General features: G+C 41.9%; 12 protein-coding genes and 2 tRNA genes. 7 read left to right on the forward strand and 7 right to left on the reverse strand.

From position 1 onward, the window contains the following. Nucleotides 1-233: 233 nt before the first annotated feature. The 3 genes from asd to yejK form a co-directional block, all read right to left on the reverse strand. Complete coding sequence (gene asd, locus L3V23_RS02365; RefSeq protein ID WP_042483641.1) at nt 234-1346, reverse strand: aspartate-semialdehyde dehydrogenase; 1113 nt, start codon at nt 1344-1346, stop codon at nt 234-236. Between the two features lie 549 nt (nt 1347-1895). Next, the gene (locus L3V23_RS02370; protein WP_167828601.1) at nt 1896-3152 is read right to left on the reverse strand and encodes an Hpt domain-containing protein; all 1257 of its coding nucleotides are present in this window, start codon (nt 3150-3152) and stop codon (nt 1896-1898) included. Between the two features lie 150 nt (nt 3153-3302). Beyond that, nucleotides 3303-4304, reverse strand: a complete 1002-nt coding sequence (gene yejK / locus L3V23_RS02375; protein WP_102966693.1) for a nucleoid-associated protein YejK — start codon at nt 4302-4304, stop codon at nt 3303-3305. Nucleotides 4305-4388: 84 nt separating this feature from the next. Between yejK and L3V23_RS02380 the strand changes: the two genes are divergently transcribed. From L3V23_RS02380 to L3V23_RS02395, 4 genes are all read left to right on the forward strand, one after another. Next, a complete protein-coding gene (locus L3V23_RS02380; RefSeq protein WP_042483648.1) occupies nt 4389-4604 on the forward strand; it encodes a YejL family protein in 216 nt (71 codons plus the stop codon). 34 nt (nt 4605-4638) lie between these two features. Further along, nucleotides 4639-6441, forward strand: a complete 1803-nt coding sequence (locus L3V23_RS02385; protein ID WP_102963133.1) for a DUF3413 domain-containing protein — start codon at nt 4639-4641, stop codon at nt 6439-6441. Between the two features lie 62 nt (nt 6442-6503). Next, nucleotides 6504-6580, forward strand: a tRNA-Pro gene (locus tag L3V23_RS02390). Nucleotides 6581-6840: 260 nt separating this feature from the next. After that, nucleotides 6841-6931 (forward strand) — tRNA-Ser (locus tag L3V23_RS02395). 175 nt (nt 6932-7106) lie between these two features. Here L3V23_RS02395 and L3V23_RS02400 read toward each other — a convergent pair. Beyond that, nucleotides 7107-8747, reverse strand: a complete 1641-nt coding sequence (locus L3V23_RS02400) for a response regulator (RefSeq protein ID WP_102966692.1) — start codon at nt 8745-8747, stop codon at nt 7107-7109. Between the two features lie 455 nt (nt 8748-9202). Here L3V23_RS02400 and L3V23_RS02405 point away from each other — a divergent pair, with 455 nt between their 5' ends. Next, nucleotides 9203-10396, forward strand: a complete 1194-nt coding sequence (locus tag L3V23_RS02405; RefSeq protein WP_102966691.1) for an amino acid aminotransferase — start codon at nt 9203-9205, stop codon at nt 10394-10396. 62 nt (nt 10397-10458) lie between these two features. Here the strand turns inward: L3V23_RS02405 and L3V23_RS02410 are convergent, their stop codons facing one another. The 3 genes from L3V23_RS02410 to L3V23_RS02420 form a co-directional block, all read right to left on the reverse strand. Further along, nucleotides 10459-11379, reverse strand: a complete 921-nt coding sequence (locus tag L3V23_RS02410) for a histone deacetylase (RefSeq protein WP_102966690.1) — start codon at nt 11377-11379, stop codon at nt 10459-10461. Between the two features lie 70 nt (nt 11380-11449). Next, nucleotides 11450-13399, reverse strand: a complete 1950-nt coding sequence (locus L3V23_RS02415) for a DNA topoisomerase III (RefSeq protein ID WP_102966689.1) — start codon at nt 13397-13399, stop codon at nt 11450-11452. 88 nt (nt 13400-13487) lie between these two features. Beyond that, complete coding sequence (locus tag L3V23_RS02420; protein ID WP_042483781.1) at nt 13488-13823, reverse strand: Grx4 family monothiol glutaredoxin; 336 nt, start codon at nt 13821-13823, stop codon at nt 13488-13490. 458 nt (nt 13824-14281) lie between these two features. Here L3V23_RS02420 and sodB point away from each other — a divergent pair, with 458 nt between their 5' ends. Together sodB and L3V23_RS02430 are read left to right on the forward strand one after the other, a co-directional pair. Continuing rightward, nucleotides 14282-14866, forward strand: coding sequence for a superoxide dismutase [Fe] (sodB, locus tag L3V23_RS02425; RefSeq protein ID WP_042483784.1), 585 nt, complete (start codon nt 14282-14284; stop codon nt 14864-14866). 139 nt (nt 14867-15005) lie between these two features. Beyond that, complete coding sequence (locus L3V23_RS02430; RefSeq protein WP_042483787.1) at nt 15006-15509, forward strand: VC2046/SO_2500 family protein; 504 nt, start codon at nt 15006-15008, stop codon at nt 15507-15509. Nucleotides 15510-15528: the final 19 nt, after the last annotated feature.

Here is a 15528-nt window from a genome sequence, read left to right on the forward strand (position 1 = left end):
ACATATTCAGCAAAATGATCTTTTTGTATTATTTAGTACCTCTATTTATGACTGGTAATGCTAGCAACCACTGGCACAATAAAAATAGGCGTATGCCTTTTGCAATGTAGGATATATCTCGCGTTGTGTGAGGATAGCTTATACGAATAGTGGCGCTTGTTTTCAGACTCTACTCAGGCAAGTGACGAACAAAAAAAAGCGCCCTAAGGCGCTTTAGATATTTGAACATATTATTATTTTTCAGAAAGAATAATGCGAAGTGTACGACGTAGCGGCTCAGCAGCACCCCATAGCAATTGGTCACCAACTGTGAATGCATTGAGGAAGTCATCACCCATTGCCATCTTACGTAGACGGCCAACAGGGACAGACATAGTGCCCGTAACTTTCGCTGGTGATAGTTCTTTCGCGGTAATGTCACGTTCGTTAGGGATCACTTTTACCCACTCGTTGTGAGAAGCAATGATCTCTTCGATTTCATCCAAAGGTACACTTTGTTTTAGTTTGATAGTCAGTGCCTGAGAGTGACAGCGCATCGCACCAATTCGAACACAAGTACCGTCGATCAGCACTGGTGAATCTTGAGTACCAAGAATCTTGTTCGCTTCAACACCCGCTTTCCACTCTTCTTTGCTTTGACCATTGTCGCGCTTCACGTCAATCCAAGGGATCAAAGAACCAGCAAGTGGAACACCAAACTGATCGGTAGGGAAAGAAGAAGAACGCATGGTTTCCGCAACTTTCTTATCGATATCAAGAATAGAACTAGATGGGTTAGCAAGTTCAGAACTTACAGAGTCATTAATAACACCCATTTGAGAAATAAGTTCGCGCATGTTCTGTGCGCCAGCACCAGAAGCAGCCTGATATGTCATAGCGCTGGTCCACTCAACCAGACCTTTTTCAAATAGACCACCAAGACCCATTAGCATCAAACTAACAGTACAGTTACCACCAACGAAGGTGTTAGTACCAGCGTGGATACCTTGTTGGATTTGCTTCAAGTTTACAGGGTCTAGCGTGATGATAGAGTCTGAAGCCATACGTAGAGTTGATGCAGCGTCGATCCAGTAACCTTTCCAGCCTGCTTGACGTAATGCTGGGTATACCTTTTCGGTGTAGCTGCCACCTTGACAAGTAATGATAGCGTCAAGCTGTTTTAGGCTCTCAATATCAAAAGCATCCTGAAGCATGCCAGCGTCTTTACCTAAGTTTGGCGCAGGAATACCAATTTGTGAGGTACTGAAGAATACTGGTTCAATTAGATTAAAATCACCTTCTTCAACCATACGTTGCATGAGTACCGAACCAACCATGCCACGCCAACCTACTAAACCTACTCTCATCGCACTAATTCTCCGTGTGTTCTTGAAAAAACAATTGACCATCTATAAGTGGTTCAGACAAAAATCTCAAGCGTTTCTTATAAAAATGATTATATTGCTGCTTTATGACAAGGTAAACGACGCGATTCGCTTCCCTACACAGCTAAATCTTATAAGTATACTAACTTAACACAACTATCTGGCTTTAAAAGGCATATTAGTAACAAAATGTTCGCTATATTCAGGATATTTGACGATAAAACTTTGAATAAGAACGATAAATAACCACTAAAAAATCATCTCACTTTTCTTCAGAAAAAGAAAACAAAATAAAAATAACATTTAAAAACAAAGCATTAGGAATGAAGATAAATCATTACCTCAAACAACACTTTTCATATTGGAATAGCATTCTTCAAAATAATCAGGAATTAACTAAAGTTGAGTTAAATATTTCATCTAGAAACAGAAATCTCTAACACTACTCGACAAAAACAACACAAAAATGACTCACAACAAGTCAACTCGAACGTTGCCAACCAAAAAACAACATTTAATAAGAATTAACAGCTAAAAAGATGCTTGCTCCAACCAAAACTGAGCACTTTTAACCGTTTCATCTAAAGATTTTGCCAAATTCTGAATTTCTTCATCCGTAGGAATTTCTTCTCGTTTCAATTTTGCTTCAATATCTATTGCTATAATTCTTAACTCATTCGCTCCAATAGTACCTGCGACGCCTTTTAGACTGTGTGCGGTTCTCATTGCTGCGCCTAAATCAGACGAGATTTGCATCTGGAGTTTTTCACAATCTTCATAATGATCTTCAATAAATACACGCAGCAGCATTTTCACAGATTCTTTATCATCATTAAGCGAACTTAACATTTGAGGAATATCTATCTTGGACTCAACAGATGTACCAACCATAGGCAAATAATGACCACCAGCCAAAACCTCTTTTTTCCCTATATTCTGAACAGTACTTTGTTCCGTAGCTGACGAAGCCTCGCCATTGCAAAGCGACTCAACCGCGTGTTTGCATTGCCTTTGGAAAAAAATCACAACAATAAGCAGGCTGGCAATGAGTAACCCACTTAGAACCAACAACAAAACATTAATAAAGCCGAATAACTTAAAATATTCATTTTCAAGGGTGTGTAACTCTTGATAGATCTCGTGTTGTAGTAGCCTATTCACTAGGTTTCCGCTTTCCGCATACTGACTTAATAGTTTGGAAACCTTTGCTAGAGTCAGTTGCAAATGCTGTCGGTCATCTGGCGACATCGCTTGTGACGCAACCATGATTTGATCTAAAGATCGATAAATTTCAGGACTTTGCTCACCTTCGGTAAATAACGCTTCAAAAAGATAAGCACCTAACTCTACGTAATAGCGCCTGATATCGGGTTGATTCTCATATTCTGAGCGCAACAATTTAAGCTGCTCAACCATATCGAGCACATCCAAGTCCGAACTTAAGAACATCTGGCTTTTTTCAATAAACTTATCAATAACATAAACTAAGTGCGTCACATCAGGCTGAAATACGGAGTCTTCATAATCCGCTTCTAACTGCACTCGTAAGGAATAGATTAACTGGACATTGAGAGACATGTCATTGGTGTGAATAACACGATAGGGAGATCTAAAATGCAGAGAGTTGTGAAATGACATGATGTGATTGCCTAATTCGACAACATCGTCGCTCATTTTGGCCGTTTGCCTGTATTGGACAAATATGACCGACACACAGAGCAGCCAAATAACGCCAATGATAGCTATCGCTTTATAGACAAATTTGCCTTGATGATGCTCTAAAACCATTCCTTGTCCCAGCATTCAATATTGATTAAATACAATAATATACCTTCCGCATTCAACTTGCGTAGGTTGGTTCTCAAAACTCGAGTCTTAATGTGAATAAAAAAGAGAGCTCATATGGCTCTCTTCCAAAATGACACTGATTGAAAATAACTAACTTTTACGCGTTAGCTGATCTCGCAGATTTGGTGGAGTACCTTTGATGGTAAGAGTATCGGTTTCCGGATCATAGAAAACGCGCTCACCCATCAATAAACTGTCAAAACTAATGTTCAAGCCGCCACCAGCACCGACATACTTGGTCAGTTTTCTCATCGTAGAACGATCGCCAGGGAAACTTTCCTCTAATTCGTAACCATGCTCACGCGTAAAGTCCATAAAGCTGGTGCCATCCTGAGCTGGAGGTAATTCACCTGACAACTCTTTCACCTGAACTTCTTCACCCGCTTTTATTTGATCATTGCAGTAATCGTAAACCTGTTTCTTGTAGTTAATCGCTTCGTCTTTTTCCAGCTTTGAATCGCTACAAAAATCTTCAACAGCTTGCATCAGAACTTTGTTTTGCACTTTCGCATCGAGGCCAACTTCCGCTTGAAGAAAATCTAAAAAGAAATCTGAAACTTTACGTCCAACACGACCTTTAATGTAAGTAAGGTAGCGATTCGATTCTTTGTCCGTTTCAAAACTCGACAAATCCACACGGGCAACAATATCCATTTTATTGATATCAAGATAATCAGTTGCACTTATGTCTAACCCTTCTGTCACCTTCAAACTTTGATTCAAAGGGAGAATACCAATCAAAAGATAATCGGTGGCTAATGACTGATATTCAGCCATCACCAAAATACCCTCATCGGCAAATGGATATTTCGACAGTTCGTCTTTGAGACGTTGCGCACTGATTTGAGAAAAATCGTAAAACGAACGCTGACTTTGACGCATTTCTTGCAACCAGCTTTGAAAATCACTGTCAGACTTGAAAGAGCCAAAACCTTTACCCACTTTCGCATTAAAAACGCGATGCAACTCGGATACTAGGTTTTCTGTTGATGTATCATTATCAAGAGATTGAGCACGGAAGTTAACCGTAAGCTCGTCGTTATTATTTTTGCTTAGTTGATGCAAAATGACATTGGAAAGGTGCAGACTCATAGTGAAATAATCATCGTTCTGGTTTCAGTTGTAAGGCATAGTAGGTTATCATAAGCCGTTTTTACTATCATCATTAGAGTGTTTATGCCTATTACATCGAAATACAGCGACGAAAAAGTTGAAACTATCCTGACCGAAATCGCTGCCGTTCTTGATAAACATAATGCGTCTCCTGAACTTTCCCTGATGATTGCGGGAAATGTCGCGACCAACGTTTTGAATCAAAATGTTGCTGCATCGCAACGTAAAGCTATCGCGGAAAAGTTTTCTCAAGCATTGATGTCTTCGTTAGCAGACTGAATTTAAATATAAAAACGGATAAATAGAAAAGTACATGGTAGATAGCGGAAACACATACGGCGAACGCGTATCACGTCTAGTAGGTTGGGGGCACTGGTTTGCCTTCTTTAATATCATTGCAGCAATGCTGATTGGTACCAGATACATCGCACAATCGCCGTGGCCGGAAACTTTCTTAGGACAGCTCTATCTTGCGCTTTCTTGGGTGGGTCACTTTGGCTTTCTAGTATTTGCTATCTATCTCTTGACGCTTTTCCCGTTAACGTTTTTGATCCCTTCTAGGTCACTGTTCCGTTTTGTCTCCGTCTGTTTCGCAACATTCGGACTCACTGTACTACTGATTGATACTCAGGCGTACCAAACCATCAACTTGCATTTAACGCCCGTTGTTTGGGAATTGTTATTCAGTGATGAGAGCAGCTCTGTAAGAACTGACCTTCAGCATTTATTTGTCGTACTTCCACTCGTTTTCCTACTACAACTTGGTTTATCTGAGTGGGTATGGCGTAAACAGCGTAAACTCAGCCACAAACGTGTTGGTCGCCCTCTTGCAGCGGTATTCTTCGTCAGCTTTATCGCAAGCCATCTGATTTATGTATGGTCTGACGCTTATTTCTACAGCCCTGTTACTAGCCAAAAATCGAATTTCCCACTGTCATACCCAATGACGGCGAAATCGTTTATGGAGAAACACGGTTTATTGGATCGAGATGAATATCTCAAGCGACTAGAAGAAACTCAAAATACGGTTGATTTGGTTAACTACCCGATTGAAGAAATTAAATTTGGTCGCCGAGCCAACAACCTCAATATTCTGTTGGTCAGCGTAAATAATCTGCGCGCTGACGTATTAACGCCAGAGCTGATGCCTAACACCTATCAGTTTGCGTCTGAGAACCTCAACTTCACCAATCATTACAGTTCAAGTAACGATACGTTTGGTTTATTTGGTCTTTTCTACGGTTTGCCTAGCAGCTATGCAAGCAGCATTGAAGCTCAAGGTACTGCGCCAATCATGCTGGATGTTCTTGAATCGCAAAAATATCAGTTTGGTCTCTTTAGCGGCGATAACTTTGAAGATCCGCTCTATCAAGAAACGATTTTCCGTAACTTGCCAATGTCTAAAGCGCCGTTTGATCCAGAAACAAGTAACGATGAACAAACTATTGCTCGCTGGTCTACTTGGGTTGAGCAGAAGAAACAACCTTGGTTTAGCTACTTAGAACTTTCTACCGTTGATAACTTCGACCAATACGACAGCGCGGCATCAAATGGTTCCACCAGTGACAGATTACGTGCAGGCTACAACCATTCCGTCACTTTAGCGGATAACGAACTTCATTTACTTTTCACTAAACTCACCGAGCTGGAGCTGTTAGACAACACGGTTGTGGTTATTACCTCTAACCATGGCACGGAGTTTAATGAAACGAAAACAAACAGCTGGGGCTCTAATAGCAACTACAGCCGTTTCCAACTTCAAGTACCTATGATTGTCCATTGGCCGGGAAGAGTTGCTGGTGTTTATAACCACCGCTCAAGCCACTTAGATTTTTCTGTCACAATCATGCAGGATCTATTGGGAGTTTCTTCCAACCCAAGTGATTTCAGCAGCGGTCGAAACATGTTTAACGAAGCGAAGAGAAAGTGGATTCTTGCTGGTGATTCACGTGAACTCGCCCTTATTACTGATGAACAAACAACAGTGATAGATAAATTTGGCAACTTCAAACTTTACGATGATAACTATCAACGCTTAAAAGAAGAGAACCCGACTCTACCTGTATTAATGCAGGGGTTCACCGAACTGCAACGTTTTTACGCGAAAGATAATTAAATCAGTTGGTTAAAATACTTTCGTATTGACGACCAGAAAAAAACTGATTAGATTACGCGAATCGGACTGTAGCGCAGCTTGGTAGCGCACCGTCATGGGGTGTCGGGGGTCGGAGGTTCAAATCCTCTCAGTCCGACCATACACCTAAAGCCCGTAGCTGAATAAGCTACGGGCTTTTTCGTTGACGCTAATAAACTTTATCGCGTAAAAGTTAAAGCCAACTCCCTCTTGATGATTTCCTCTTCATTTTCCCAATAAATGTTCTACTTATTCATAACATTCAATCTGTTAAAAATGCCGAGAATAAAAAAACATCGCTAAAACGTTCATTATTAGAGCAAACAGTTAATTAAGGGCTTTACAAGATTCCAAGAGGTCGTTAATATGCGCTTCAACAACGGAGAGATGGCTGAGTGGTTGAAAGCACCGGTCTTGAAAACCGGCGTACGTTAATAGCGTACCTAGGGTTCAAATCCCTATCTCTCCGCCACATTCTAGAAAAAAGCCTCTGATTTCAGAGGCTTTTTTCTTTTCTAATCAATTAAATTCTTCTTTTGCCTGAGTCTCTCAACTTCACGACTTAATAGAATGTATCGTTGCCTTCCAAAAAAATGACCGTCATAGAGAGCTTCTTGGCTCAAAAAAAGAAGAGCCAACATGTGGCTCTAATTAGTGAGAACTAAAGAGATATTTTTCTTGGCGGCTTCGTATTGAATTAGATAATTCGCTTCAACTAGCTCTTCTTCAGTAGACAATTTAACGATAACTTCATGACACTCTTTTATCTTGTCAAAAATCTTATAGTTGCCGTCATACTCGAAAGGACATTGCGCGATGAACTTAACGATAGCCATACACAGCTTTCTAGAGTTAGGTGACAGCTCGTGCAAACGAAAATAAAGGTCAATATACTGCGTCATTGCCTCTGAATCCCCTGGCGAGATCACCGCATCAGAAACTTGCTTACGTAGCACTTCTATCTCTTCAATCACTCCCTGCAATCTCGATTCAAAGCTTAACAGCATATGTGTTTGGCTTCGTAAAATACTTGGATGCTGGTTTTCATCCATCGCAATGCGGCACTGAGGCAATATCTGCTTAACCTCATTAAAGTACGAACACTGCTCGAGCAAATACCCAAGATGGTAAATGTCGTAGAAATGCATACTTTTGATGTGTTGGATTACGGGCTTAAGTTCACTGATCGCTAATTTTAGATCCCCTCGGATCAACGCTATGTGTGAAATAATCAAACGATGAACATGTTCAAGACTAGGCCGTTTTCTCACTTCATCAATCAATGGATTAAGTGAGTGTAACTGGCGTTCAAAAAGACTCTGATTCTTTATGCCTTTCGCTTTATACAAATAGCTACGCACTAAGTTGAGCTGGGTAAAAACACTACCTCTGAAGGTATTTTTATTCTTCTCGTAGTAACGCGTCATGTAAGTCACCGCATCACCATAGTTCTCGTTAGCCAATGATAGGTTTGCGATCACTAACTCACGCTCAGCGCCAGAATCTAACAACATAGCAGACTGTTTAAGGTGCACGATGGCCTGCGGAAGATCGTTGTTCAGCACGGCAATACTCGACATTTCATCGTGGTAATAAGGATTTTCATCCTTACTTTTCACCGTTTCTAGAATCTCTTTCGCTCGGTTTACATCGTCCGTTTCAATGAAAGTATTGGCCAATGCCGTCTTGATCCAGTCGAAGTTGTCTTCGTTGAGCATTTGTTCATATTCGGTTCGTGCACTGTGATACTCCTTACAACGAACCAAAGCATTAGCCTTGAATTTTCGGATTAATTTGGTGTACTCAGGACGAGTTTCCAAGCATTCTTTGCAAGCTTCGATTACACCGTAGTAATCATGCTTAATCAGTTGCTCATAAATAGGCAGCAATGCCAATTTGCGTTTAATCGAATTGGTTAAACGGTCTATAAAGAACTGATTTTTGAACGGCTTTAATAAATAGTCATCCGGCTCAGCATCAATAATTGAACGCACAACACGTAAGTCATTCTCTCCGGTAAGGAACATGAATGCCGTATGGGAAGGAAGTAGTTTTAAGTGATTAAGCTCTTCTAACAGCTGGAATCCATTAATAAAACTCTGAAAATTGTAATCACAGATAATCAGATCAAATTGGTTCTGCCTGCACTTCGCGATCACATCCAACGGTTTATAGGCACAGTGAATCTGCTCGCAACCAAGCTTTTTGAGTAACGATGTAATAGTGCTTGTCACCAATCTTGAATCATCAGCAACCAATATGGTGTAATTTTTGAAGCTTAAAGACATTTGAACCCCTCCGACGCTTCATAGTATCAGACGGAGTCTATGCGTAAGATAAGGTCTTGCAAAACAGGAAAATACCTACAGCCATAGAATTATTTCCTCTTTAATAACTTCCCAAATACTGACTAAAAAAACAGCCAAGCCATTTCTATATCGTCTCTCACCGTCATAGAGTGTAGAAACTAGATATTGTGAGCATCGATAAATGACACCAAATTCTACTTCAAATTGAAGCGCAGATTTGCTGGCATTCATTAATCATATTTCCTCTGTATTTCGCTTGTTTCACGTTGGTTTTTGATGGCTGTCAATGTAACAATTATGTTAGTGTCGCTATCCGTGTTCAGACACTTAAAACCCTTCATCCATTCAATGTGGACAGGTACTCAACTCAAAAAATTGGATTCAACCATCGCTCAGATCGTTATCAAGTAACAAATATATTAAGGAGAATTTCTGTGCTTAACCATGTAACCGCGTATGCTGGAGATCCTATTCTGTCCCTTATGGAACAGTTTATGGCTGATGACAGATCTGAAAAAGTGAACCTAAGTATTGGTCTTTACTATGATGAAAACGGCAAAATCCCAACACTAGATTCTGTCGCTCAATCTCAAGCACAGCTAGCTCAAACTGAAAGCCAACCTTGTATTTACCTTCCAATGGATGGCCTAGTGCAATACCGTTCAGCGGTACAACAATTAGTATTTGGTGAAGATCACCCTGCCCTTGAAGCCAATCGCATTGCTACTATTCAGTCTTTAGGCGGTTCAGGGGCATTAATGATTGGGGCTGATTTCCTACATCATTATTTCCCTCACTCAAAAGTTTGGGTTAGCAATCCAACTTGGGAAAACCACCACGCAATTTTTGCCGGTGCTGGCTTCGAAGTGAATACTTACCCTTACTTCAACCCTGAGACCAAAATGCTTGATTTCGATGGCATGCTTTCTACTATCGACTCTCTGCCGGAACAAAGCATTGTCCTGCTACACCCTTGTTGCCACAACCCAACAGGTGTGGATTTAACAAATGCGCAGTGGGACCAAATGATTGAGGTTGTTAAGAAAAATAAACTGATTCCTTTCTTCGATATGGCTTATCAAGGCTATAGCGAAGGTATCGGTGAAGATGCTTACGTTATCCGTAAAATTGCATTGGAAACAGACGTCGTCAGTTTTGTTAGTAACTCCTTCTCTAAGACCTTCTCACTCTACGGTGAGCGTGTAGGCGGCCTATCAGTAGTTTGTGGTAATGAAGAAGAAGCCTATCGCGTTTTAGGTCAGCTTAAAGCGACAGTGCGCCGCAACTACTCAAGCCCTGCAAAACATGGGGCGGTAGTGGTATCGAATGTATTGAATACCGAAGTACTTAAAAACATGTGGTTTGGTGAAGTGGAAGGTATGCGCACTCGTATTGAGACCATGCGTAAAACGCTACACGGCCAACTAGCAGTACTACGTCCAGAATCAGACTTCGGCTTCCTGATTAAACAAAAAGGCATGTTCAGCTACACTGGTTTTAGCCAACATCAGGTAGAAACACTACGCAACGAACATGCAATATATCTAATCAACAGCGGTCGTATGTGTCTTGCTGGACTGAACGAGCATAACGTTGAACGAGTTGCGAAGGCGTTTGCTGCTTTATAAAAACTGAGTGTTATTCATATTGAAAAGCCACTGTCATGCAGTGGCTTTTTTCTTGCTGGAAGCTATAGAGCGATTGTCAATGCAGCCTCAAATAACTGCATATGAATGGGTACTAAGGTTTGATGATCATTTCGGTAGCCACCACCAACAACACAGGCTATTGGTATCTGTTTGTTTTGAGTCAGCTGCATCATGAAGCAGTCTCTATGGTAAATAGCTTCTGTTGAAACGTTGAAATAGCCCAGTTCGTCATCACGATGAATATCAATTCCAGCATCATAGATAATCAGATCTGGCTGATAGAGATTCACCGCCATTTCGACCACCGACTTAAAATGGCTAAGAAACTCTTCATCACCAGTTTCTCTGGGAAGTGCAACATCTAAGTTCGATTCAGGCTTACGAGCAGGGAAATTTTTGTCGCAATGGAATGAGAGCGTAATGATGTCATCTCGTTCTGCACAGAGTGTTGCGGTTCCGTCACCGTGGTGCACATCGCTATCGACGATCAGCACGTTATCAATGTCAAAGTGGTCAATTGCGTGTTGCGCCGCCAACACTAAATCATTAAACAGGCAGAAGCCACTGCCAAAGTCTTTGTGTGCATGGTGATAACCGCCGCTTAAGTGCAAAGCTCGGCCGTGTTTCAAAGCCAGTTCAGCCGTCAAACAGGTTCCTCCCGCAGAGGTCAGTGTCCTTTCAATAAGTGCCTCACTCCACGGAAATCCAATACGACGCATTTTGGCGGCAGGAAGAGAGCCAGAACAAAGCTCGTCAACATACTGCGCATCATGCATTTGCTTTACTTCGTTTAACGTAAGAGGTTTCGGTTCCATGAACTGAAATTTTGTTTGCCACTCTTGATTGTGACGTTGCTTCTCAACAACGGCTTCATATAACAAGCGGTATTTATTGATGGGATAACGATGCCCTTCAGGTAAAGGCAGTTGAGAATAAATAGAGTGATAAACCAGTGGGATCATGTCTGCTACTTGATTACTCCAGATACGCGCATGTTAACAAGCCAGTTTTAAGAATGAAATTAGATACGCATTAGGAAGCAGCATTCGGTTTTGTTCTGCCTTTCGCATAACTACGCTTTTTACGCTTAAAGGCCGGTCGTTCTACTGCCGGCAGCGACCTTAATGATTCGGGTACAGGTCCAGTTTTTACTTGCGCCATCAACTGATCAATCCGTTGTTGCAGTGCCTGCATAAACGGTTGATAAGCTTGTCCTCGTTCAGCCATCGCTTGTAGTTGGTGCTCCCAGTGAGCTGTCATATCAGGATAAGTAGACTCACTAGGCAATGCATGAATTAAGCCTCTTCCTGCGGGTGTACTGCGAATGATTTTGCCATCTCGCTTTAATAACTGACGCTTAAAAAGCGTATCTAATATCCCAGCCCGTGTAGCTTCCGTCCCTAAACCATCGGTTTCTCGCAGTATCTTTTTCAGTTCTTTATCTTCAACAAAGCGGGCAATGCCTGTCATTGCTTGTAACAAGGTGGCTTCAGTAAAGTATTTTGGTGGCTCTGTTTTTCTATCCTTAATTTCACCTTCTCTACAAATCAGTTCAGTACCAACGGCTAACGGGGGCACGGTATCAACGCCATCTTCTTGTTCATCTGACTTACCCGTCAGTGCTTTCCAACCGGCAGACACCAGCTGACGACCAGACGCAATAAAAGTGCCGCCTGCGATATCAAACACCAATTTTGCCTCAGCATAGACAGCATGTGGATAAAACTGCATCAGATATTGACGAGCGATGAGTTGGTACACTTTCATTTCATAGCTGGAGAGCGCATTAACTGAGGCTTGCTTAGGTGTCGGGATGATTGCATGGTGTGCATCCACCTTAGCGTCATTCCACGCTTTGGATTTTAGAGATAAATTTGCGTCAGATACTGCCGAAACCAGCTCCTTGGCATTGTTGGCGATAGCATCGACCACAGAAGAAGCCTGAAGCAAATGCTCTTTTGGCAGATAGCGACAATCTGAACGCGGGTAAGTAATCAACTTATGTTTCTCATACAAACTCTGACAGGTATCAAGAACCTGCTGTGCGCTCATGTTATAACGTTTGGCTGCATCTATTTGTAAAGCAGAGAGCGAGTAAGGTAATGGCGCAGACTGCTTAGTTTGATTCTGCTCAGACTCAATAACTTTAGCGGGTTGACCCGCGATACGCTGGGCAACATTTTCTACCAGCTTACGATTGAGTACTCTACCCTCTTCATCTTGCCAAGGCTTACACGCTTCACTCGGCTTCCAACGAGCTCGGATATCAAATGATCCGTTCCCGTCTTGATAGGGAATTAAGGCGTGTAGGGTAAAATAATCGCGTGGAATGAAGTTCTCTATCTCTTCGTCGCGGCGAACCACCAGACCCAAAATCGGTGTTTGCACTCGCCCAACCGACAACACTCCCTGATAGCCAGCTTTTTGTCCCAACAAAGTGTAGGCACGAGACATGTTCATGCCATAAAGCCAATCAGCGCGCGAACGCGCTAATGCAGAAACAGACAGCGGGATGAATTCACGGTTGCTGCGCATACTAGAAAGAGCACGCTTTACCGCTGGCAAGTTAAGGTCACTGATTAGAAGGCGCTGAATTGACGCTTTTTTATTACTCGCAACTTTGCAGTAATCAATGACTTCATCCACCAGCAATTGCCCTTCTCTATCCGGGTCTCCCGCGTGAATGATTTGATTGTGTTCTTTAATCAGTTTACGTACGACTGTCAGTTGCTTGCTGGCGGTTTTTCTCGGCCTTAATTGCCACTGCTCAGGTACAATCGGCAGGTCAGCCAGGTTCCATTTCTTATAACGTTCGTCATAAGCATCTGGCTCTACTTGCTCAAGCAAGTGCCCGATACACCATGTCACAACATCACCATTTGCACATCGAATAAAACCCTGATCTTTTTTATGAGGCTTAGGCAATGCATCTGCAATTGCTCGACCTAGACTTGGTTTCTCTGCGATGAATAATCGGCTCATGGTTTCGTTATAGGTAGCGGAAAAAATTAAGGCCACATTATCGAATGTGGCCTTAATAAATCAAGAAAAACTGTAAATTTAAACAGTATTACTCTTCGTTGCTTGCAGAACGTGCTGCTGCTTCTTTAATTAGAGATTGAAGCTCACCTTTTTGGAACATTTCCAAAATGATGTCACAACCGCCGATCAATTCACCTTCAATCCAAAGTTGTGGGAATGTTGGCCATTGAGCATAAACAGGTAGTTCAGCACGAATGTCTGGGTTTTGTAGGATATCTACATACGCAAATTTTTCACCACAAGCCATTAGTGCTTGTGCAGCTTGAGAAGAGAAACCACAGCTTGGCAGCTTAGGTGAGCCTTTCATGTAAAGAAGGATCGCGTTTTCTTCAATTTGCTGTTTGATCTTGTCGATGGTTTCCATTGCTTCCTCTTAATGGGGTCGTCTTTGATGTCCCACATTCTAAATCATTAAATGAGAATAAAAAGCACATTATCAGTATGGACTTTAAACTTCATCCTCTCCATATCATTCGAAATTATTAAAAGCTTAGCCTACTATTTTGGTGGACTAAGCTTAACCAACTCTCACGGATACCCATTTGCGTTTAAAACGCCTTAGTACTTGTTGTTCTGATATAAAACACTTTTATTATGAATTGGGGTTTTAATAAAGTAAAAAGTTGCTAAAATACATATAACTTTGAAAGGGGATGACCATTTCTACAGTTATTTTTCTTGATCTGAACTCGTTGATGAAGCTCTGAGTCCAGTATCTTGAGATTACTTGGGTATACAGTCAGTCGTACCGACGAAAACAAAAAACGAAATTGGAAGCAATCGAGAGAGTTCTCTCTCTTCACCTATATGGAGAATCGAGCAATGGCATTTGAACTACCAGCTCTTCCTTACGCAAAAGACGCACTAGAACCACATATCTCTGCAGAAACTCTTGAGTACCACTACGGTAAGCACCACAACACTTACGTTGTTAAGCTTAACGGCCTAGTACCAGGAACTGAATTCGAAGGCAAAACTCTAGAAGAGATCATCAAAACTTCTACTGGCGGTGTTTTCAACAACGCAGCACAAGTTTGGAACCACACTTTCTACTGGCACTGTCTAGCGCCAAACGCAGGTGGCGAACCAACAGGTGCAGTTGCTGAAGCAATCAATGCAGCATTCGGTTCTTTCGAAGAATTCAAAGCAAAATTCACTGATTCAGCAATCAACAACTTCGGTTCTTCTTGGACTTGGTTAGTGAAAAAAGCTGACGGTTCTCTAGCTATCGTTAACACTTCTAACGCTGCTACTCCAATCACAGAAGAAGGTGTAACTCCACTTCTAACTGTTGACCTATGGGAACACGCGTACTACATCGATTACCGTAACCTACGTCCAGACTACATGAACGGTTTCTGGGCTCTAGTTAACTGGGAATTCGTAGCTGCTAACCTAGCTAAATAATTTCTAGTCGCTGCTCAAGCGATTAAAAAAAAACGATGCTAAGCCTGCAGATTTGCAGGCTTTTTTTGTTTTTTAGTGAAGTTTATATCTAAAGATTTTGCGTCCGTTGCCGTTATAAGTGCATCAAGCGGAGAGCAAAATGCAAGTACATACTTTAGATAAAGCGGGAATCATCAATGAACTGAACATAGGTTCAGGGATTTGTCACGCCGTCCATCAAGGACGACGAGCCGACTTTTCTTTACTTGTTGCTCTGTTCTCCAATGATGTTCGTGACAACACACCTGTTGAGCATATAGAACAACCTCAGACGACTGACGAGCTCTTGCGCGAACGTTTCGAGCTGGCTACACCGCAACCGCTAAGGAACGATCAAAGCTCCTATGCAATATCCGCGAAGCAAGCAGAACACTTCCATCATGGAGGGCTCGCGAGTGCCAAACTCTGTCACTACCTCACCCCTGAAGTACTGACTTATCTGCCCGAAGATACGCAAGATCTACCGGAAGATGTTTATCTCAACCTTTCCGGGCATGAAAGGCGTCATCTAGCAGTAAAATCACCGCCAAAGACACTGCCATTCGATTTGTACAATAAGCTGACAACCGCTTATCGCCATGATCAGTTGAGAGCACAGACCTAGATCGCTGTATGCGCTGATT

Source organism: Vibrio sp. A1-b2 (assembly GCF_021726015.1).
Lineage (GTDB): Bacteria > Pseudomonadota > Gammaproteobacteria > Enterobacterales > Vibrionaceae > Vibrio > Vibrio diazotrophicus.

What these genes read in the sequence shown, in the direction of transcription:
- L3V23_RS02385 (WP_102963133.1), top strand. Translation starts at nt 4,639, where the DNA reads ATGGTAGATAGCGGAAACACATACGGCGAACGCGTATCACGTCTAGTA.
- yejK (WP_102966693.1), bottom strand. Translation starts at nt 4,304, where the DNA reads ATGAGTCTGCACCTTTCCAATGTCATTTTGCATCAACTAAGCAAAAAT.
- L3V23_RS02420 (WP_042483781.1), bottom strand. Translation starts at nt 13,823, where the DNA reads ATGGAAACCATCGACAAGATCAAACAGCAAATTGAAGAAAACGCGATC.
- L3V23_RS02430 (WP_042483787.1), top strand. Translation starts at nt 15,006, where the DNA reads ATGCAAGTACATACTTTAGATAAAGCGGGAATCATCAATGAACTGAAC.
- L3V23_RS02400 (WP_102966692.1), bottom strand. Translation starts at nt 8,747, where the DNA reads ATGTCTTTAAGCTTCAAAAATTACACCATATTGGTTGCTGATGATTCA.
- sodB (WP_042483784.1), top strand. Translation starts at nt 14,282, where the DNA reads ATGGCATTTGAACTACCAGCTCTTCCTTACGCAAAAGACGCACTAGAA.
- L3V23_RS02380 (WP_042483648.1), top strand. Translation starts at nt 4,389, where the DNA reads ATGCCTATTACATCGAAATACAGCGACGAAAAAGTTGAAACTATCCTG.
- L3V23_RS02370 (WP_167828601.1), bottom strand. Translation starts at nt 3,152, where the DNA reads ATGGTTTTAGAGCATCATCAAGGCAAATTTGTCTATAAAGCGATAGCT.
- L3V23_RS02415 (WP_102966689.1), bottom strand. Translation starts at nt 13,399, where the DNA reads ATGAGCCGATTATTCATCGCAGAGAAACCAAGTCTAGGTCGAGCAATT.
- L3V23_RS02410 (WP_102966690.1), bottom strand. Translation starts at nt 11,379, where the DNA reads ATGATCCCACTGGTTTATCACTCTATTTATTCTCAACTGCCTTTACCT.
- asd (WP_042483641.1), bottom strand. Translation starts at nt 1,346, where the DNA reads ATGAGAGTAGGTTTAGTAGGTTGGCGTGGCATGGTTGGTTCGGTACTC.